Below are 19,897 nucleotides of genomic sequence, written 5' to 3' on the forward strand. Positions count from 1 at the left end.
TCCGGTCTACATCGGACGTCTACATCAGACGACCGCGAGCGGCAGCGCCGTGGGGTGCACCGGCGACGGCAGCTCCGAACCACCCATCAGGTAGGCGTCCACCGACGCCGCCACCGACCGCCCCTCGGCGATCGCCCACACGACCAGCGACGCGCCACGGTGGGCGTCACCGCACACGAACACCCCCGGCGCGTCGGTCTGCCAATCCGCACCGCACGACACAGTGCCGCGCCGGTTCAGCGACAGCCCCAGGTCGTCGATCAGCCGCATGTGCTCGACACCCTCGAACCCGATCGCCAGCAACACCAGGTCGACAGGCAGCTCCTGCACCTCGTCGCTGGTCGGCACGACCTCGCGGTGCCCCGTCTCCGGGTCCTTCTCCACGCGCACCGTGTGCAGCTCGACCGCCCTGACCCTGCCGTCCTCGTCACCGACGAACCGCTTCACCGCGACGGCGAACAGCCGCTCCCCCGCCTCCTCGTGCACCGGGTAGGTGCGCAGGATGTAGGGCCACGTCGGCCACGGCGAACGCTCGTCGTCCCGCGTGTGCGGCGGCTCCGGATACTGGTCGAGCTGCGTCACCGACAGCGCGCCCTGCCGGATCGCCGTGCCGTAACAGTCCGCACCCGTGTCACCGCCACCGATGATCAGCACGTGCTTGCCCTCGGCCGTGATCTCCGGCGGACCGTCGCCCTCACACCACCGGTTCGCCGGAACCAGGTGCTCCATCGCCAGGTGCACGCCACCGAGCTCACGCCCCGGCGTCGCCGCGTCGTCCCGGCCGCGCAGCGCACCGACGGCCAGCACCACTGCGTCGTAACGCTCCCGCAGTTCCTCGACGGCGATGTCCACCCCGACCTCGCAGCCGGTGACGAACGTCGTGCCCTCACCGTGCAGCTGCGCCAGCCGCCGGTCCAGGACCTTCTTCTCCATCTTGAACTCGGGGATGCCGTACCGCAGCAGCCCGCCCAGCCGGTCGTCGCGCTCGAACACCGTCACCTCGTGCCCCGCACGCGTCAACTGCTGCGCCGCCGCCAAACCCGCGGGACCCGACCCGACGACCGCGACGTGCCTGCCCGTCGCCACCTCCGGGGTGATCTGCTCGACGTAACCCGATTCCCACGCCTGCGCGGAAATCGTCTCCTCGACCCGCTTGATCGCCACCGGGCCGCCCGACAACGGCGAGATCGACAGCGTGCACCCCGCCTCGCACGGAGCCGGACACAGCTTCCCCGTGAACTCCGGGAAATTGTTCGTCGCATGCAGCCGCTCACTCGCCGCGAACCAGTCGCCGCGGCTCACCAGGTCGTTCCACTCCGGGATCAGGTTGCCCAACGGGCACCCCGACCGCTCGTTGTGACAGAACGGAATGCCGCAGTCCATGCAGCGGCTCGCCTGCGTGCGCACCGCCTCGTTGCGCGCTTCCTGGCCCTGGTCCGCGTAGACCTCGTGCCAGTCCTGCGTGCGCTCGGACTTCGGACGCTTCGGCGGCTCGGAACGCTCGTACTTCAGAAAACCCGTCGGATCAGCCACGAGCCGCCTCCATGATCGCCTCGTTCACGTCGCGCCCCTCGGCGCGCGCCGCCTCGGTCGCCGCCAGCACCCGCTTGTAGTCGCGCGGCATCACCTTGGTGAACGCCTCCGACCGCCGCGGCCAGTCGCCGAGCAGCGACGTCGCCACCGCCGACCCCGTCAGCTCCGCGTGCCGGGCGACGACGTCGTGCAACCACTCCAGGTCGGCGACACTCGGCTCCTCGAGCTCGACCATGCCGGGATTGACCTTGCCGCGATCCAGGTCCAGCACGTACGCCTCGCCGCCGGACATCCCCGCGGCCAGGTTCCGGCCCGACGCGCCCAACACCACGGCCCGGCCGCCCGTCATGTACTCGAAGGCGTGATCACCGACGCCCTCTGCCACGATCAGCGCTCCCGAGTTGCGGACACCGAACCGTTCGCCGACCTGGCCGCTGAGGAAGACCTCGCCGCCCGTGGCGCCGTAGGCGATCGTGTTGCCCGCGATCACCTGACCCTCGGGGGAGAACGCCACACCCTCCGGCGGGCGCACGACGATCCGTCCGCCCGAGAGGCCCTTGCCGACGTAGTCGTTCGCGTCACCGGTCAGCTCCAGCGTCACCCCCGGTGGCAGGAACGCACCGAGCGACTGGCCCGCCGACCCCGTCAGCGCCACGCGGATCGTGTCGTCCGGCAGACCCGCGCTGCCGTAGCGGCGCGTGATCTCCGCGCCGAGCAACGTGCCGACCGTGCGGTTGACGTTGCGCACGGGCAACTCGAGGCGCAGCTGATGCGCGTCCTCGAGGGCCGCCTCGGCCAGCTGGATCAACGTGTGGTCCAGCGCGTGCTCCAGGCCGTGGTCCTGCTCGCGCAGTTTGCGCCGCGCGTCGCCGTACGGCGTCTCCTCCGGCATCGCGAAGATCGGCGACAGGTCGAGCCCGTCGGCCTTCCAGTGCTCGACCGCCTCCTCGGCACCGAGCGCGTCGACCCGGCCGATCGCCTCGTCGAGCGACCGGAACCCGAGCTCGGCGAGCAGTTCGCGTACCTCCTGCGCCACGAACCGGAAGTAGTTCACCACGTGCTCGGCCTGCCCGGTGTAGCGCTCGCGCAGGTCCGGGTTCTGCGTGGCGACACCGACCGGGCAGGTGTCCAGGTGGCAGACGCGCATCATGATGCAACCCGCGACGATCAACGGGGCCGTGGCGAAGCCGTACTCCTCGGCACCGAGCAGCGCGGCGACGACCACGTCCCTTCCGGTCTTCATCGCGCCGTCCACCTGCACGGTGATGCGGTCGCGCAGGCCGTTCAGCATGAGCGTCTGCTGCGTCTCGGCCAGGCCGATCTCCCACGGCGTGCCCGCGTGCTTCAGCGAGTTCAGCGGCGAGGCACCCGTACCGCCGTCGTGACCGGAGATCAGCACGACGTCGGCGTGCGCCTTCGACACCCCCGCGGCGACCGTGCCGACGCCCAGCGAACTGACCAGCTTGACGTGCACCCGTGCCCGGTCGTTGGCGTTCTTCAGATCGTGGATCAGCTGCTTGAGGTCCTCGATCGAGTAGATGTCGTGGTGCGGCGGCGGCGAGATCAGCCCCACACCCGGCGTCGAGTGCCGGGTCTTGCCGATCCACGGATACACCTTGTTCGGCGGCAGCTGACCGCCCTCGCCGGGCTTGGCGCCCTGCGCCATCTTGATCTGGATGTCGTCGGCGTTGACGAGGTACTCGCTCGTCACACCGAACCGTCCACTCGCGACCTGCTTGATCGCGCTGCGACGCTCCGGGTCGTACAGCCGCTCGACGTCCTCGCCGCCCTCACCCGTGTTCGACCGGCCGCCGATCCGGTTCATCGCGATCGCGAGGGTCTCGTGCGCCTCGGCCGAGATCGACCCGTACGACATGGCACCGGTGTTGAACCGCTTGCAGATCGACTCGACGGACTCGACCTCGTCGATCGGCACCGGCGTGCGACCCTCCGTGCGGAACCTGAACATGCCCCGCACGGCACCGCCTGCCCGGTTGAGCTCGTCGACCTTCGCCGTGTAGGCGCGGTACGCCTCCTCCCGGCGCGTCTTGCTCGCGTGCTGCAGCAGGAACACGGTCTCCGGGGTGAACAGGTGCAACTCGCCGTCGCGCCGGTAGGCGTACTCGCCGCCGGACTCCAGACCGCGGTGTGCCCGCTCGGTCGGGTTGTCGGGGTACGCGCGGCGGTGCCGGATCGCGACCTCCTCGGCGAGCACGTCCAGGCCGACCCCGCCGAGCTTCGACGACGTGCCGGTGAAGTACTCGTCCAGCAGGTCCTGCGACAGGCCCAGCGCCTCGAACACCTGCGCGGCCGTGTAGGCACCGACCGTCGAGATGCCCATCTTCGACATGATCTTCATGACGCCCTTGACCAGAGCGGTCACGTAGTTGCGGACGGCCTTCGCCTGCTCGATCCCGGTGATCGCACCCTGGGCGATCATGTCCTCGATCGTCTCGAACGCGAGGTACGGGTTCACCGCCGCCGCGCCGTAACCGAGCAGCAGCGCGATGTGGTGCACCTCGCGGGCGTCGCCGGACTCGACGACCAGTGCGACCTTCAGCCGTTCCTTCGTGCGCACCAGGTGGTGGTGCACCGCCGACACCAGCAGCAGCGACGGGATCGGCGCCATGCGGTGGTCCGAGTCGCGGTCGGAGAGCACCAGCGTGCGCGCACCGGCGCGGATCGCCTCCGACGCCTCCCTGCGCACCCGCTCGATCGCCTCGGCCAGCGCAGGACCGCCGCCCTCGACGTCGTAGAGGCCCGACAGCACCGCGCACGCGAAGCCGGGCAGGTCGCCCTCGTTGTCGACGTGGATGAGCTTGGCCAGCTCGTCGTTGTCGATCACCGGCTGCGGCAGTTCGATGTGCCGGCACGACGCCGGGCCGGGGTCCAGCAGGTTCCGCTCCGGGCCCATGATCCGGCTCATCGAGGTGACCATCTCCTCGCGGATCGCATCCAACGGCGGGTTGGTCACCTGTGCGAAGCCCTGTTTGAAGTAGTCGTAGAGCAGTCGCGAGCGCTGCGACGTCATCGCGGTCGGGGTGTCGGTGCCCATCGACCCCAGCGGCTCGGCACCGCCCGACGCCATCGGGCCGAGCAGGATCTTCAGCTCCTCCTCGGTGTAGCCGAAGGACAACTGCCTGCGCAGCACGGACTCGTGCGTCTGCGTGATGTGGTCGCGGTCGGGCAGTTCCTCCAACGACAGCAGGCCCGCGTGCAGCCACTCGGCGTACGGTGCCTCGCTCGCGAGCCCGTCCTTGATCTCCGTGTCGCTGACGATCCGGCCCGCGGCCGTGTCGACGAGGAACATGCGGCCGGGCTTGAGCCTGCCCTTGGCGACGACGTCGGCGGGCTCGATGTCGAGCACGCCCGACTCGCTGGCCAGCACGACCCGGTCGTCGGCGGTACGCCACCAGCGCCCGGGGCGCAGGCCGTTCCGGTCGAGCACGCCGCCGACGACGGTGCCGTCGGTGAACGTGACGCACGCCGGTCCGTCCCACGGCTCCATGAGGCTCGCGTGGAAGCGGTAGAAGGCGCGGCGCTGCTCGTCCATCTCGGCGTGGTTCTCCCACGCCTCCGGCACCATCATCAGCACCGCGTGCGGCAGGCTGCGCCCGCCGAGGTGCAGCAGTTCCAGCACCTCGTCGAACGAGGCCGAGTCGGAGGCGTCCTCCGTGCACACCGGGTACAGCCGCGACAGGTCGCCCGGGATGAGGTCGCTCTCCAGCAACGCCTCACGGGCGCGCATGCGGTTGCGGTTGCCGCGCACCGTGTTGATCTCGCCGTTGTGCGCGACGAAGCGGAACGGGTGCGCCAGCGGCCACGAGGGGAACGTGTTCGTCGAGAACCGCGAGTGCACGAGCGCGATCGCGCTGAGCATGCGCTCGTCCCGCAGTTCGGGGAAGAACAACGGCAGCTGCGCGGGCGTGAGCATGCCCTTGTAGACGAACGTGCGCGCCGACAGCGACGGGAAGTACACCCCGCACCCGGCGTCGACGGTCTCGTGTTCGACCCGTTTACGGAGGCAGAACGCCGACCGGTCGAGGTCGATGCCCGACGGGAGTTCGCCGTCGGCGTCCGGCTCGCCGGTGACGTGCAGGTAGGCCAGGTGCGGCATGACCGAGCGTGCGGTCGAGCCGATGTCGGCGGCATCGACGTCGGTCGGCACGTCGCGCCAGCCCGCGACGCGGAGCCCCTCCTCGCCCGCGATGCGTTCGACGATCGCGACGGCGTCACGGCGCAGGTCCGGGTCGGCGGGCAGGAACGCCATGCCCGCTGCGTAGTGGTGGGCACCGAAGGCGTCCGGGGCGGGCAGGTCGAAATCGGCCTCCGCGCGCAACAGCTCGTCGGGCAGCTGCACCAGGATCCCGGCTCCGTCGCCGCTGGTCGGTTCGGCCCCCGCGGCACCGCGGTGGTCGAGGTTCGTCAGCGCGGTCAGGCCGTCGCTGACGATGCTGTGGGAGCGGACGCCACGGATGTGGGAGACCATGGCGACCCCGCAGGAATCCTGTTCCGTCGCAGGGTCGTACAGGCCCTGCTGCGACGGAATCGCGGAGAAGATCAAGTCGGACCTCCTGCGTCGTCTTCGTGCTCGGTTCTTCGGGGCACGGGACGACGATGGCCCGCTTGTTATCGCGACCTTAACACCCGGGAAACGTCCCGGTGCCGGATCAGCGGCCGATTTTTTCGCTCGAACCGTAACGATCCGACGACCCCGGACGACTTAGTTTCTGATGAGCTGATGGGTCGCGGCAAGAGCTCGCCTGCGAGCGTTCCTCACCCCGAGTGTACGTCGTGCGAACCCGGCATCCGCAGGGAACGCGGACGTGGGGCTGGTAACGTCGGCTCGACGCGGGCGGTAGCGAAGTCCGGTGCGAATCCGGCGCTGTGCCGCAACTGCGATGCCCACCGAAGCGGGACGACCTGGGGTTTTCCCGTTCCGGAGGGACGAGCCAGGTCGCCTTCGCCCGTGTCGACGCCTTGCCCACCTCCGGCGCAGAGGTGCGGCGTCAGGGACGGCCCTCCACCGCCGCCTCGGGCGCTCGAGGACTCCCCGCGGGTTCCGCACCGGCGCGGGCCGCCGCCCCACGCGGTCGCCCGCCGCCTCCGCCGGCCGACCTGAAGACCCGAGGCCCCCGATGGCTCACCAGCCGACTCCCCGACCCGGCGCGCACCTGCGCGGACCCCACCCGCACGGACCCCGCCTGCGCGCACTCGCAGCGCCGCCCGCGCCGGAACTCCGCGCGCACGCCCCGCGCGCCGCCGGACGGCCCGCGCCGCACCGGCTCGTCCGGCTGCTGGCCCTGCTTCCCCTGCTGGGGGTGCTCGCCCTCGCGGGCTGCGCCCAGCGCGCCGACGACGACAGCGGCGGTGAGGCGGGCGCCGGCTTCCCGGTGACGATCGAACCCTCGGGTGCTCCCGCCGTGACCCTCGACGAGCGGCCCGAACGGATCGTCTCCCTCGTCCCGTCGGTCACCGAGACGTTGTACGAGGTCGGGGCGGGAGAGCAGGTCGTCGCCGTCGACGAGATGTCGACCCATCCCTCGAAGGCGCCGCGCACCGAGATGTCCGGCATCGACCCGGACCCGCAGCAGCTCGCGAGCCACGAGCCGGATCTCGTGATCGTCGGCTCCGACGCCGAGGGCAAGCTCGCCTCCGCCCTGAAGAAGACCGGCGTGCCCACCCTGGTGCTGCCCGCACCGAAGACGCTGCGGGACGCCTACGCGCAGTTCGCGCTCGTCGGCAAGGCCACCGGGCACGCGGGCGAGGGCAGGCGGCTCGCCGACGAGACCGAGCAGACCATCACCGACCTCGCCGACTCCGCCCCGGACAAGGACCTGAGCTACTACCACGAGGTCGATCCGACCTACTACACGATCACGTCGGCGACGTTCCTCGGCGAGGTCTACGAGTTGTTCGGCCTGCGCAACATCGCCGACCAGGGCGACCCGAACGCGATGGGCGGTTACCCGCAGCTGTCGGCGGAGAAGATCGTCGAGGCGAACCCGGACCTGGTGTTCCTCGCCGACACGAAGTGCTGCGGGCAGAACGCCGACACGGTGGCGAAACGCCCGGGCTGGGACACGATGACCGCGGTCGAGAAGGATCGGGTGCACCCGCTGGACGACGACATCGCCTCCCGCTGGAGCCCGCGGCTGGTCGAGTTCGTGCGCGTCGTGGCCGACGCGGTCGCGGAGGCCTGATGCTGCGCCCCCGTTCCCGGCGGGCCACAGCGGCCACACAACGAGCCACGGCGGCCACGCAACGCGACACGGCGGCCGAACCTCCGTCCCGGGCGGCGGCGAACACCACGCGGCTGACACCGCTCGCGGTCGTCGTCGCGGTGGTGGTGCTCGTGGGCGTGGCGCTGCTCGGGATGCTGATCGGCCCCGGTGAGCTCGCCGGGAACCGGGTGCTGGCGGAGATCCTGGCCCAGCTCACGGGCGGCGTGTCACCGCTGTCGGAGTCCGAGGCCGCGGTCGTATGGCAGCTGCGGATGCCGCGGGTGCTGCTGGCGGCGCTGGTCGGCGCGGCGCTCGCCGGTGCAGGCGCGGCGTTCCAGGGCGTGTTCAGGAACCCGCTGGCCGATCCGTACCTGCTCGGCGCGGGGGCAGGCGCGGGCATGGCCGCCACGGCGGTCATGGTGTTCGTCCCCGCGGTGACGGCGTGGTCGTTCGGTCCCGTGGGCCCGTTGCCGCTCGCGGCGTTCGCGGGCGCACTGCTGGGCGTGGGCCTGAGCTGGGGACTCGGCAGGTCGACGGGCGGCGCCGGGACGGCCGGGCTGCTCCTGGCGGGTGTCGCCGTGACGGCGTTCCTCACCGCGGTCCAGACGTTCGTCCAACAGCTCAACACCGAGACGCTGAAGCAGGTCTACACGTGGACGCTCGGCGGGCTGAACATCACCGGCTGGACCGACGTGTGGCTCGTCCTGCCGTACGTGGGGCTCGCCGCACTCGTCCTGGTGGCGGCGGCCCGGCTGCTGGACCTGCTCACGCTCGGCGACGCCGAGGCGTCCTCGCTGGGTGTGCGGCCGGGCCGCATCCGTCTCGTCGTGCTGGCGGCGGCCTCCCTCGCCACGGCCGCGGCCGTGTCGGTGAGCGGGCTCATCGGCTTCGTCGGGATCGTCGTGCCTCATCTGGTGCGGCTCCTGGCCGGCGCGAGCTACCGGGTGATCGTGCCGCTCTCCCTCCTCGGCGGCGCCGCGTTCGTGATCGCCGCGGACCTGGTCGCACGGACGATCATGCCGGGCGAGTTGCCGCTCGGCGTGGTCACCGCGTTCGCCGGTGCGCCGTTCTTCGCGCTGGTGCTGCGCACGAACCGGGAGCGGCTGTCGTGACGGGCGCCGCGACCACGACCGCACTGTCGTTGCACGAGGTCAGCGCGGGATACGGCGCCGAGCCCGTCGTGCGGCACGTGTCGCTGGAGGCTCGCCGCGGCCGGTGGCTGGCGATCGTGGGGCCGAACGGGGCGGGCAAGTCCACCGTGCTCAAGGCCGTCGCGGGCCTGGTCCCTCGGCAGGGCACGGTGCTGCTCGACGGCACGGACACCGGCGACCTGTCGCGCAAGGAACTGGCCCGCCGCGTCGGCTACGCCCCGCAGAACCCGGCGTTACCGGAACGCCTCACCGTCACCGACTACGTCCTGCTCGGCCGGGCGCCCCATCTCGGCGCACTGGCGCGGGAATCGGCGTCCGACCTGTCCATCGTGGAAGATGCGCTCACCCGGCTCGACCTCGCCGGTCTGGCCGGGCGGCGGCTGGGCACGCTCTCCGGCGGCGAGGCGCAACGGGCGGTGCTGGCGCGCGTGCTGGTGCAGCGCACCCCACTGTTGCTGCTCGACGAGCCGACGACCGGCCTGGACATCGGCCACGCGCAGACGTTGCTCGAACGGCTCGACCAGCTGCGCAGGGAGGACGACACGACGGTGGTGACGACGCTGCACGACCTGACGGTCGCCGCGCAGTACGCCGACGAACTGGTCCTCATCGATCGCGGCGGCGTCGTCGCCGCCGGCCCGCCGTCACGGGTGCTGACCACCGAGCGGCTGCGTGAGCACTACGCCGCCGACGTCGAGGTACTCACCACGGCCGACGGCCATCCCGTCGTCGTGCCCGTGCGCACCGCGGGCGCGCGCTGATCAGACCAGCCAGGCCACGGCACCGCCGACGGCCACCAGCGCGGCGAGTCCGAACGCGACGGCCAGGACACGCGAACCGTTACGCCACGTGCTGTACACGCCACCGAGAAGGAAACCGGCGACGCCGAGCAACAGCACGCCGACCCACTGCTGATCCACTTACAGCACACCCTTCGTCGACGGCACGCCCCCGGCGCGCGGGTCGTTCTCCGTGGCCGCCCGCAGGGCCCGGGCCACCGCCTTGTACTGGGCTTCCGCGATGTGGTGCGGATCCCTGCCGTGGATCACGCGGACGTGCAGCGCGAGCTGCGCGTGGAACGACAGCGACTCGAACACGTGCCGGGTCAGCACGAACGGGTAGTTGCCGCCGATCGTGAAGGTGTCGAACTGCTCCGGCTCGCCGGTGTGCACGCAGTACGGCCTGCCGGAGACGTCGATCGCCGCGTGCGCGAGCGTCTCGTCCATCGGGATCCAGCAGTCGCCGAAGCGGCGGATGCCCTTCTTGTCGCCGAGCGCCTGGCGGATCGCCTGTCCCAGCACGATCGCGGTGTCCTCGACGGTGTGGTGCGCGTCGATGTGCACGTCACCGGTCGCGGCGACCGTCAGGTCCAGCGAGCCGTGCGCACCGAAGGCGGTGAGCATGTGGTCGTAGAACGGCACACCTGTCGACACGTCGACCTGCCCCGTGCCGTCGAGATCCACGTCGACCCGGATCGACGACTCCTTCGTCGTCCGTTCGACCTTGCCCGTCCGGCTCACCGGCCGACCTCCTTGCTCGCCTCCAGGAAGGCGTCGTTCTCGTCCGGGGTACCGATGCTCACCCGCAGGTGCCCGTCGATCCCGATGTCACGAATCAGCACACCCTTGTCCACATAGGACTTCCAAGCCGCCGACGGATCGGCGAACCGTCCGAACAGGATGAAGTTGGCGTCACTCGGCACGGGCTCGAAACCCAGTCCTCGCAACGCGTCCGCCACGCGGTCCCGTTCGGATGCGAGCGTGGCCACGGAACCGAGCGTGGCGTCGGCGTGCCGCAGTGCGGCACGCGCGGCGGCCTGGGTGAGCAGCGAGAGGTGGTACGGCAACCGCACCAGCTGCAGCGCGTCGACCACCGCGGGCGAGGCCGCCAGGTAGCCGAGCCGTCCGCCCGCGAACGCGAACGCCTTGCTCATCGTGCGCGAGACGATCAGCTTCGCCGGGTACCGCGGCAACAGTTCCAGCGCGCTCGGCTGAGACGAGAACTCCGCGTAGGCCTCGTCGACCACGACGATGCCCGGTGCGGCCTGCAGTACGGCGTCGAGCTCCGCCAGCGGGATCGAACCACCCGTCGGGTTGTTCGGGCTCGTCACGAACACGACGTCCGGCTTGTGGTCGTCGACGATCCGCGCGGCCTCGGCGGCGTCGAGCGAGAAGTCCTCGCGGCGCGGCGCGGGCACCCAGTCGGTACGCGTGCCCGCCGAGATGATCGGGTGCATCGAGTACGACGGCTCGAACCCGAGCGCGCTGCGGCCGGGGCCACCGAACGCCTGCAGGATCTGCTGGAGCACCTCGTTGGACCCGTTGGCGGCCCACACGTGCCTGCTGGTGACCTCGACCCCGACCGACGACGTCAGATACGCCGCCAGATCCTCGCGCAACGCCACGGCGTCCCGATCCGGATAGCGGTGCAGCTGCGCCGCGACGTCGCGCACCGCCTCGGTCACGTCGTCGACGAGTGCGGGCGGCGGCGGGTACGGGTTCTCGTTCGTGTTGAGCAGCACCGGCACGTCCAGCTGCGGCGCGCCGTACGGACTCTTGCCGCGCAGGTCCTCCCGCAGCGGCAGATCGTCGAGCGTCACCTCGTCGGAGTTCCGCAGCTCGTCGGAACCCTGCGAATCCGGAGCCGTCACCGGGCTTCTCCCTCGAATCGTGCCTGCACCGCCTCGCCGTGTGCGGGCAGGTCCTCGGCGTCGGCCAGCGCGACGACCTTGTCGGCCACCTCGCGCAACGCGGCCTCGCTGTAGTCGATCACGTGGATGCCGCGCAGGAACGTCTGCACCGACAGACCCGAGGAGTGCCGTGCGAAACCGCCCGTGGGCAGGACATGGTTCGACCCGGCGCAGTAGTCGCCGAGCGACACGGGCGCGTACGGCCCGACGAACACCGCGCCCGCATTGCGCACCCGCGCGGCGTCCTCACGTGCGTTCGCCGTCTGGATCTCGAGGTGCTCGGCCGCGTAGGCGTCGACCACCGTCAGTCCGTCGTCCACAGTGGACACCAGGACGGTTCCGGACTGCGCGCCCCGCAACGCGGTGTCGACGCGCTCGGTGTGCTTCGTCGTCCCGACCCGGCGCTCCAGCTCGGCGTCGACCGCGTCCGCGAGCTGCTCCGACGTCGTCACCAGCACGCTGGCGGCGAGCGTGTCGTGCTCGGCCTGGCTGATCAGGTCCGCCGCGACGTGCCCCGCGTCGGCCGTCTCGTCGGCGAGGATCGCGATCTCCGTGGGCCCCGCCTCCGAGTCGATGCCGATGATGCCGCGCAGCATGCGCTTGGCCGCGGTGAGATAAACGTTGCCCGGTCCGGTCACCATGTCGACCGGGTCGAGCTCCGAACCGTCCGTGTCGACCGCGCCGTGGGCCAGTACGGCGACGGCCTGGGCACCCCCGACGGCCCACACCTCGTCGACCCCCAGCAGCGCCGCGGCGGCGAGGGTCGTCGGGTGCGGCAATCCGCCGAACTCGGCCTGCGGCGGGGAGCACAGCACGAGCGACCCGACACCCGCAGCCTGGGCGGGCACCACGTTCATCACGACACTCGACGGGTAGGCCGCCAGCCCGCCCGGCGCGTACAGGCCGACGCGGGAGACCGGCAGCCAGCGTTCGGTGACCGTGCCGCCGTCGGCGACCCGCGTCGTCACGTCGCCGCGCCGCTGGTCGGCGTGCACCGCACGGGCCCGGGTGATCGCCTCCTCCAGCGCGGCGCGGACCTGCGGGGCGAGCTCGGCCAGCGCCGTGTCGAGCGCGGCCTGCGGCACGCGCACCGTCGCGGGGCGCACCCCGTCGAACTTCTCGGTGTACTCGAGCACGGCCTCGACGCCCCGGTCACGGACCGCCTCGACCACCGGCCGCACCTGATGCAGCGCCGCGTCCACGTTCACCTCGGCGCGCGGCAACGTGGCGCGCAGCTCGGCAGGCCGGGGGACGCGACCTCGCAGGTCGGTGCGGTTCAACATGTCACCAGGGTACGAGGTGAGGACCGCCACCAGCGCACGGGCCACCACCCGCCACCACGGCCGCACCGGGTCCCGCCTGCCCCGGTGACGACCCGGACACCACACCCGCGGACGGCACCGTTCGGGCGGCCCGTCGCCGCCGCGCCCCACGTACGCTGACCCCTGCACGCTCGGACACGGACACGAAGGAGACCGGTTGATGGACGCGGCGCTGCGCATCGCCCTGTGCCAGGTCACGTCGACGGCGGACCCGGCGGCGAACCTCGAACTCGTGCGCACGTGGACGGCCGACGCCGCGGCGCGCGGTGCCCGCGTCGTCGTGTTCCCCGAGGCCACGATGGCGCACTTCGGCGTGACGCTCGCACCGCTGGCGGAACCGCTCGACGGGCCGTGGGCCTCGGAGGTGGCCGCGATCGCGGTCGAGCACGGTGTGCTCGTCGTGGCGGGCATGTTCACCCCGGACGGCGACCGGGTGCGCAACACCCTGCTGCTCACCGGCCCCGGCGAGCACCGCGGTTACGACAAGATCCACCTGTACGACGCCTTCGGATTCCACGAGTCGAAGACGGTCGCAGGCGGCGACGAGCTCGTCACCGTGGACGTCGACGGCGTGCGACTGGGCGTCGCGACCTGCTACGACGTGCGGTTCCCCGCCCTGTTCCAGCAGCTGACGGAGGCCGGCACGCACGCGGTGGCCGTCCCCGCGTCCTGGGGCGCGGGCGACGGCAAGCGGGAGCAGTGGGAGCTGCTCACGCGCGCCCGCGCGCTCGACTCGGGGAACTGGATCCTCGCGTGCGGACAGGCCGACCCGGCCGCGGCGGGCGTCGAGGTGAACCCCAAGGCGCCCACGGGCGTCGGGTACTCGACGGTCGCCGACCCGTTCGGGGGCGCACACGCCCGGGCGGGAGCGGCGCCGGAACTCGTGGTCGCCGACATCGACCCGGCCGCCGCCGAGGCATCCCGGAAGGCGACCGGCGCGCTCGCCAACCGCAAGCTCCGGTGACGACACCCGGCCCGTCGGCGGCCGGGTGTCGTCAGCGAGTCAGGTCCATCCCGACGTCGAGCGCAGGCGAGGAATGCGTGAGCGCACCGACGGCGAGACAGTCGACACCGGACTCGGCGTAGGCGCGGGCGTTGCCCAGGCGCAGCCCGCCCGATGATTCGAGTCGGGTCTTCGGGCTGCGCTCGTCGCGCAGTGCCACCGCTTCCCGGCACCGCTCGGGCGTGAAGTTGTCGAGCAGCACCTCGTCCGCGCCCGCGTCGAGCGCCTCGGCGAGCTGGTCCATGTCGTCGACCTCGACCTCGCACGGCAGGCCCGCGGCGCGTTCCCTCGCCAGGTTCAGTGCGGCCGTCACCGATCCCGCCGCGACCACGTGGTTGTCCTTGATGAGCACGGCGTCCCCGAGCCCCATGCGATGGTTGACCCCGCCGCCGCACCGGACGGCGTACTTCTCCAGCAACCGCAACCCCGGCAACGTCTTGCGGGAATCGCGGATCGCACACCCCGTTCCGTCCACGGCCGACACCCAGGCCGCGGTGGCCGTCGCGATGCCCGACAGGTGGCACAGCAGGTTCAGCGCCGTCCGCTCCGCGGTGAGCAGGTCCCGCACCGCTGCCCGCACCACCAGCACCGGCTCGCCCGGCTCGGCGCGGGCGCCGTCGGCCACCCGTGACTCGACGTCGTACCGGTCGCCGAGGACCTCGTCGAACACCGCCAGCGCCGCGGGCACGCCCGCCACGACACCCGGCGCCCGCGGCGTCAGCGCGGCCGTCGCGGTCACGTCGGCACCGACCGTCGCCGCCGTCGTCGCATCCGGGCCGTACCGCAGGTCCTCGGCCAGCGCCGTCGTCACGACCCGGCGCAGATCCTCGACGTCCGGTCCGTTCCCGCTCACCTCGACCACGTCACCCTCACTCACGCCGTCCTCGCTCCCGTCCGCATCGTTCGTGTCGCCGTCGTTCGTGTCGCTGTGGTTCGGGTCGGCGGGGTTCACGCCGCCGCCGGGGCCGCCGTCTCGGCCAGCACGGGCTGACCGGACGGGCCGAGCCGGATCGTCCGGCTGCGCCGCCAGGACACGTCGTCCCGGTCGGGGAAGTCCGTGCGGACGTGACAACCCCGGGACTCCGTGCGGGCCGACGCGGCGGCGACGAGCGCCCGCGCCACCAGCGTCAGCGCGGCGTCCTCGACCCCTTCCCGGGTCCACGCGGCCGCGCGCGGTCCGGATTCGCAGGTCCGCCTCGCCGTCGCCAGGTCCAGGACCGACCCGGCGACGGCGAGGCCGTCCGCGTCACGGCCGATCGCGGCGTACCGGCTCATCACACGCTGCACGTCGTCCCGGGGTGCGGACTCGAACGGTGCGGCGTCCCGTCCCGTGCCGGTCCAGGCCGCGGTGCCGTCCCCCGACCGGACCGGCCTGCACGAGGACAGGTCGGCCGCCACCGCGTCGGCGGCGCGCCTGCCGACGACGAGTCCTTCGAGGAGACTGTTCGACGCGAGCCGGTTCGCACCGTGCAGACCGGTGCGCGCCACCTCGCCGACGGCGTAGAGACCCGCCACCGGGGTGCGCCCGTCGGTGCCCGCGACGACCCCGCCGCACGCGAAGTGCGCGGCAGGCGCCACCGGGATCGGCTCCGTCGCCGGGTCGATCCCCGCGTCCGCGCACGCGGCCAGCACCGTGGGAAACCGCGCGGCGAAACCGTCGATACCGGTCGCGTCCAGGAACACGTGGTCGTCGACACCGCCCGGCGCGGCGGCGAGGTGCCGGATCACGGCCGCCGACACGACGTCCCGCGGGGCCAGGTCCGCCAGCGGGTGCACGCCCTCCATCACGCGTGCGCCGGTGGCGTCGACGAGTACCGCGCCCTCCCCGCGGACGGCCTCGGTGACCAGCGGGCGCCTGCCCCGGGCGCCGGGCGCGTACAACACGGTCGGGTGGAACTGCACGAACTCCAGGTCCGCCACGGGGGCGCCCGCCCGCAGCGCGAGGGCCACCCCGTCGCCGGTCGCGAGTTCGGGATTCGACGTCGCGCCGTAGAGCTGGCCGAGTCCGCCCGTGGCGAGCAGCACCGCGGGGGCGTGGACGACGCCGGCCCGGCCACGGTCGTCGAGGACCGTCACCCCGGCGATCCGGCCCGCGGGCGTGCGGACGGCGTCGACCGCCACGTGCCGTTCCAGTACCGCGACGTCGTCGGCCGCGGCCGCGACGAGGGCGCGCTGCACCTCGGCCCCGGTCGCGTCGCCGCCCGCGTGGATCACCCGCAGCGCGCTGTGCCCGCCTTCCCGCGTGCGTGCAGGCCCCGGCCCGTGCTCGGACCGGTCGAACACCGCGCCGAAGCGGCGGAGGGTGGCCACGGCCTCCGCTCCCCCGGCGACGATCTCCGCGACGGCTTCCGGGTCACAGAGCCCGGCTCCCGCGGTCTCCGTGTCCTCGGCGTGCGCGGCCACGCTGTCGCGGCCCTCCCCCGCCGCACCGGCGACACCGGGAACACCGTCCAGGACGGCGGCGATCCCGCCCTGAGCCCAACGCGTGTTGCCGTCCTCGATCGCCCCCTTGGTGACGACGAGTACACGCAGGCCGCGCTCGCGGAGCCGCACCGCGGCGCTCAGGCCCGCGGCGCCGCTGCCGAGAACGACGACGTCCGCGGCGGCCTCCCACCGAGGACCGGGAAAATCGGTTTTCGCCTCACGGTCGCTAACCGCGTCGACCGCCGGATCGCTCATTCGCCGCCGCCCGACGTGCCGATCTCGATCATCCGCCGCACGGACGCGCGGCCGCGTTCGGCGATCTCGGGGGCCACGTGCACCTCGTCGGCGCCCTCCCGCAGCGACCGCAGCAGCGCCGCCGGGGTGATCATCTTCATGTAGCGACAGGACGCGCGGTCGTTGACGGCGCGGAAGTCGATCTCCGGTGCGGCCTTGCGGAGCTGGTGCAGCATGCCGACCTCCGTGGCCACGAGCACCGACTCCGCCTTCGTCTCGCGCGCCGCGGTGAGCATGTCGCCCGTCGAGAGGATCTTCACGCGGTCCTCGGCGACCGCACCCTCGCCCGCGAGGTACAGCGCCGACGTCGCGCAGCCGCACTCCGGGTGGATGAACAGGTCGGCGCCCGGGTCCTCCTCGGCGCGTTCGGCCAGCTCGGGACCGTTGATCCCGGCGTGCACGTGGCACTCACCCGCCCATACGTGCAGGTTCTCGCGGCCGGTGACCCGCTTGACGTGCGCGCCGAGGAACTGGTCCGGACAGAACAGCACCTCGCGGTCGGCCGGGATCGACGCGACGACGTCGACCGCGTTCGAGGAGGTGCAGCAGATGTCGGTCTCGGCCTTCACCTCGGCCGTGGTGTTGACGTACGAGACGACGACGGCGCCGGGGTGCTGCGCCTTCCACTCCCGCAGCTGCTCACCGGTGATCGAGTCGGCGAGCGAGCAGCCGGCACGGGCATCGGGGATCAGCACGGTCTTGTCCGGCGAGAGGATCTTCGCCGTCTCGGCCATGAAGTGCACGCCGCAGAACACGATGGTCGACGCGTCGCTCTCGGCGGCGATACGGCTGAGTGCCAGTGAGTCGCCGGTGTGGTCGGCGATCTCCTGGATCTCGGGCAGCTGGTAGTTGTGCGCGAGCAGCACGGCGTCCCGCCGCTCCGCGAGGGAGCGGATCTCCTCCACCCACGCCGCATCGGCGGTCACGCCGCCGTAGGGCGTCAGGTCCGCTCCGGTGTCAGGGTCGCCGTTGATCGCCGTGTCGAGCGTCGGCATGTCGAGCCTCCGGTCCGTGCATTCCCAGGGTTTTCGCCTTACAATCGAAAACCGTGCGGTCCCATATTAACAGCCGCGACCCGCTGGCACACGAGGTTCTCGCCGCCGTCCTCCAGGTCCGCAGCCCCCGAGGGAGCGACCGTCCGCCGTCGTTGCAGGTCCTGCTGTGGCGACGGGCTCTCGATCCGCACCTCGGACGTTGGTCACTCCCCGGCGGCAGACTGCGCGCCGACGAGGACGTCGAGACCTCCATCCGACGGCAGCTCGCCGAGAAGGTCGACATTCGCCAGCTCCGGCACGTCGAGCAGCTCGCCGTGTTCAGCGACCCACGGCGCGTTCCCGGACCACGCGTGGTGGCCACGGCGTTCCTCGGCCTCGTCCCCTCCGACGTCGACCCCGAGGTCCCCGAGGACACCGCGTGGCACCCCGTCGAAGACCTGCCCCGCACCGCGTTCGACCACCGCGACATCGTCACCGGCGCCCGCGACCGGCTCCGGGCGAAACTCAGCTACACCAACCTCGGTTTCGCACTCGTACCCCGCCGCTTCCCGATCTCCGTACTCCGGGACCACTACTCGGCCGCGCTCGGCTACCGCGTCTCCGCGACCAACCTGCAGCGCGTCCTCTCCCGGCGCGGGCTGCTCACCGACACCGGTGACACCGCACCGTCCGGGCGGAGCGGGGGCAGACCCGCCACGCTGTATTCGTTCGTCCACGACGACATGCAGGTCACCGATCCGTTCGCCGCCTTCCGACCACCCGCGGCCGGCCGGGCCCGGACCTCGTGAACGGGCGGGGTCCGGCGCTGATGAACAGGCGCGGCCCGCCGCGACGCCGTAACGTGAAGCCGTGGCCGACACGAGACCGGATGCCGCGCGGGAAGCGCTGCCGTTGTTCCCGTTGCAGACCGTCCTCCTGCCGGGCACGTCGCTGCCGCTGCACGTCTTCGAGCCGCGCTACCGCCAGCTGACCGCGGACCTGCTCACCGGCGCCGTCCCCGACCGGACGTTCGGCGTCGTCGCGCTGCGCTCTCCTCTGCTGCGCGAGGTGGACGACCTCGACCACGTCCACACCATCGGGTGCGCCGCACGGCTCGAAGAGGCGAAGCCGCTCCCCGACGGCCGCTACGACCTCACCACGACCGGCATGCGGAGATTCGTGCTGCACGACATCGACACCCGGTCCGCCCCGTACCTCATCGGCACGGTGAGCCGCCTGGACGACCTGCCTCTGGCGGGCGAATCGGACGACGACGAGGCCGCGGAGGAGGCCGCCTCGCGATTGGGCGACCTGGCGCGGGCGGCGCACCGCCGCTACTGCGACGCCGCCTGGCCCGACGAGGGCAGGCGCACACCCCCGTCCGACACCGACCCGGCCACGCTGTCGTACCTGCTCGCGGCGGACTGCCGGCTGCCTCTCACAGACCGCCAGGCGCTGCTCGAACAGCGGGCTCCACTGCCGCGCCTGCGGGAGGTGTGCCGGCTGCTCAATCGGGAGGCCGGATTCCGGTCGCTGTTGCGCGCCGTTCCGACGTCGCTGCCCGACATGGACGGCGGCACCGGGGCGGGCACGGCGAGGAGCCTCAACTGACGCACGCGCCCGTACCGAACGCTCACATGGGACGCCGGTAGGTCAGCCCAGCCTGCGCCCGAGGTCGTCGCGGCTGTTCCAGATCGCCGCCATGCCGTACACGAGCGCGGTCGTCAGCGGCTGGGCGAGCACCGCCCACCCGGTTTCGAGCACCGGCGCGGCCTCGACCACCGTGCCCACCTCGGGCGGTTCGGTGATCGCGTACCGGCCACCGGCGAACGACAGGCCCATCTGCATCGCCAACCACGCCGAGACGACGGATCCCAGGACCGCTGCGACGAGGATCACCGGTCCGCGCCGCTCACGCAGGAGCCACACCACGAGCCCGACCGCGATCCCCGCGGCGAGGCCGAGGAGCAGGAACACGGCGAGCGCGTCGAACCGGTGCCAGCTCTCCAACTGCAACGGCAGTTCGCCCGCGTCGCCGCCCATCACACGCATCCGCTGCGGGGGCGCGAGCAACGACCACAGCCAGCCGACCGGAATGCCCAGCAGCGCCACGAACGACACGACACTGATCGCGGGCAGCAGGTCCGCCTTCACGACCACCTTCGGCCGCTCCACACGCACGCCTTCGAGCGCCAGCGCCGACCATGCGGGCTGCTCGGTCCGCTGCTCCGACAACGGGCGTCCTCCTCGCTGCTGCGCTCTGCTCGCTGCTGCGCTCTGCTC

Annotated in this window: 16 protein-coding genes; 6 read left to right on the plus strand and 10 right to left on the minus strand. The window is 72.1% G+C overall.

The genetic code is table 11. From position 1 onward, the window contains the following. Positions 1–24: 24 nt before the first annotated feature. Together LY13_RS04960 and gltB are read right to left on the minus strand one after the other, a co-directional pair. Complete coding sequence (locus tag LY13_RS04960; protein WP_253826979.1) at positions 25–1,533, minus strand: glutamate synthase subunit beta; 1,509 nt, start codon at positions 1,531–1,533, stop codon at positions 25–27. Further along, positions 1,526–6,097 carry a glutamate synthase large subunit gene (gene gltB / locus LY13_RS04965; RefSeq protein WP_253826981.1) on the minus strand — a complete coding sequence of 1,524 codons (4,572 nt, stop codon included), beginning with the start codon at positions 6,095–6,097 and terminating at the stop codon, positions 1,526–1,528. Before gltB ends, LY13_RS04960 begins: the two co-directional genes overlap by 8 nt. Before the next feature lie 574 nt (positions 6,098–6,671). On the opposite strand from gltB, the gene LY13_RS04970 reads away from it, so the two are divergent. Genes LY13_RS04970 through LY13_RS04980 form a run of 3 tightly spaced genes read left to right on the plus strand, consistent with a single transcriptional unit; the run spans position 6,672 to position 9,669 of the window. After that, positions 6,672–7,736, plus strand: a complete 1,065-nt coding sequence (locus tag LY13_RS04970) for an ABC transporter substrate-binding protein (RefSeq protein WP_253826982.1) — start codon at positions 6,672–6,674, stop codon at positions 7,734–7,736. After that, positions 7,736–8,869, plus strand: coding sequence for a FecCD family ABC transporter permease (locus LY13_RS04975; protein ID WP_301298450.1), 1,134 nt, complete (start codon positions 7,736–7,738; stop codon positions 8,867–8,869). The genes LY13_RS04970 and LY13_RS04975 overlap by 1 nt, the downstream gene beginning before the upstream one ends. Beyond that, positions 8,866–9,669: an ABC transporter ATP-binding protein gene (locus tag LY13_RS04980; RefSeq protein ID WP_372493749.1), complete on the plus strand. Its 804-nt coding sequence runs from the start codon at positions 8,866–8,868 to the stop codon at positions 9,667–9,669. The genes LY13_RS04975 and LY13_RS04980 overlap by 4 nt, the downstream gene beginning before the upstream one ends. Here LY13_RS04980 and LY13_RS04985 read toward each other — a convergent pair whose 3' ends face one another. Genes LY13_RS04985 through hisD form a run of 4 tightly spaced genes read right to left on the minus strand, consistent with a single transcriptional unit; the run spans position 9,670 to position 12,880 of the window. Next, positions 9,670–9,828 carry a CG2302 family histidine operon protein gene (locus LY13_RS04985; RefSeq protein ID WP_253826983.1) on the minus strand — a complete coding sequence of 53 codons (159 nt, stop codon included), beginning with the start codon at positions 9,826–9,828 and terminating at the stop codon, positions 9,670–9,672. It abuts the gene before it with no gap. Next, on the minus strand, positions 9,829–10,428 hold the full coding sequence (gene hisB / locus LY13_RS04990) for an imidazoleglycerol-phosphate dehydratase HisB (protein WP_253826985.1): 600 nt from the start codon (positions 10,426–10,428) through the stop codon (positions 9,829–9,831). Further along, positions 10,425–11,558 (minus strand): histidinol-phosphate transaminase, encoded by a 1,134-nt coding sequence (locus LY13_RS04995; protein WP_372493750.1) that lies wholly within the window; start codon positions 11,556–11,558, stop codon positions 10,425–10,427. Before LY13_RS04995 ends, hisB begins: the two co-directional genes overlap by 4 nt. Next, a complete protein-coding gene (gene hisD / locus LY13_RS05000) occupies positions 11,555–12,880 on the minus strand; it encodes a histidinol dehydrogenase (RefSeq protein ID WP_253826987.1) in 1,326 nt (441 codons plus the stop codon). Before hisD ends, LY13_RS04995 begins: the two co-directional genes overlap by 4 nt. Positions 12,881–13,079: 199 nt before the next feature. Between hisD and LY13_RS05005 the strand changes: the two genes are divergently transcribed. Further along, positions 13,080–13,883: a carbon-nitrogen hydrolase family protein gene (locus LY13_RS05005; RefSeq protein WP_253826989.1), complete on the plus strand. Its 804-nt coding sequence runs from the start codon at positions 13,080–13,082 to the stop codon at positions 13,881–13,883. A gap of 31 nt (positions 13,884–13,914) precedes the next feature. On the opposite strand, the gene nadC is transcribed toward LY13_RS05005, so the two are convergent. The 3 genes from nadC to nadA all read right to left on the minus strand — a co-directional run bounded on the left by nadC (position 13,915) and on the right by nadA (position 17,635). Then, positions 13,915–14,799: a carboxylating nicotinate-nucleotide diphosphorylase gene (nadC, locus tag LY13_RS05010; RefSeq protein ID WP_253826995.1), complete on the minus strand. Its 885-nt coding sequence runs from the start codon at positions 14,797–14,799 to the stop codon at positions 13,915–13,917. 71 nt (positions 14,800–14,870) lie between these two features. After that, entirely contained in the window at positions 14,871–16,601 is a 1,731-nt protein-coding gene (locus LY13_RS05015) for an L-aspartate oxidase (RefSeq protein ID WP_253826997.1), read from the minus strand. Then, entirely contained in the window at positions 16,598–17,635 is a 1,038-nt protein-coding gene (gene nadA, locus LY13_RS05020) for a quinolinate synthase NadA (protein WP_253826998.1), read from the minus strand. The genes LY13_RS05015 and nadA overlap by 4 nt, the downstream gene beginning before the upstream one ends. 83 nt (positions 17,636–17,718) lie before the next feature. On the opposite strand from nadA, the gene LY13_RS05025 reads away from it, so the two are divergent. Beyond that, on the plus strand, positions 17,719–18,423 hold the full coding sequence (locus tag LY13_RS05025) for an NUDIX hydrolase (RefSeq protein ID WP_253827254.1): 705 nt from the start codon (positions 17,719–17,721) through the stop codon (positions 18,421–18,423). 61 nt (positions 18,424–18,484) lie between these two features. Continuing rightward, complete coding sequence (locus tag LY13_RS05030) at positions 18,485–19,225, plus strand: LON peptidase substrate-binding domain-containing protein (RefSeq protein ID WP_253827000.1); 741 nt, start codon at positions 18,485–18,487, stop codon at positions 19,223–19,225. 42 nt (positions 19,226–19,267) lie between these two features. Here LY13_RS05030 and LY13_RS05035 read toward each other — a convergent pair whose 3' ends face one another. Then, positions 19,268–19,849 carry a DUF2567 domain-containing protein gene (locus LY13_RS05035; protein WP_372493760.1) on the minus strand — a complete coding sequence of 194 codons (582 nt, stop codon included), beginning with the start codon at positions 19,847–19,849 and terminating at the stop codon, positions 19,268–19,270. Between the last annotated feature and the right edge of the window lie 48 nt (positions 19,850–19,897).

This window comes from Prauserella aidingensis, assembly GCF_024171865.1.
Taxonomy (GTDB): Bacteria; Actinomycetota; Actinomycetes; order Mycobacteriales; family Pseudonocardiaceae; genus Prauserella; species Prauserella aidingensis.

What these genes read in the sequence shown, in the direction of transcription:
- LY13_RS04970 (WP_253826982.1), top strand. Translation starts at nt 6,672, where the DNA reads ATGGCTCACCAGCCGACTCCCCGACCCGGCGCGCACCTGCGCGGACCC.
- LY13_RS04975 (WP_301298450.1), top strand. Translation starts at nt 7,736, where the DNA reads ATGCTGCGCCCCCGTTCCCGGCGGGCCACAGCGGCCACACAACGAGCC.
- hisD (WP_253826987.1), bottom strand. Translation starts at nt 12,880, where the DNA reads ATGTTGAACCGCACCGACCTGCGAGGTCGCGTCCCCCGGCCTGCCGAG.
- LY13_RS05005 (WP_253826989.1), top strand. Translation starts at nt 13,080, where the DNA reads ATGGACGCGGCGCTGCGCATCGCCCTGTGCCAGGTCACGTCGACGGCG.
- LY13_RS05015 (WP_253826997.1), bottom strand. Translation starts at nt 16,601, where the DNA reads ATGAGCGATCCGGCGGTCGACGCGGTTAGCGACCGTGAGGCGAAAACC.
- nadA (WP_253826998.1), bottom strand. Translation starts at nt 17,635, where the DNA reads ATGCCGACGCTCGACACGGCGATCAACGGCGACCCTGACACCGGAGCG.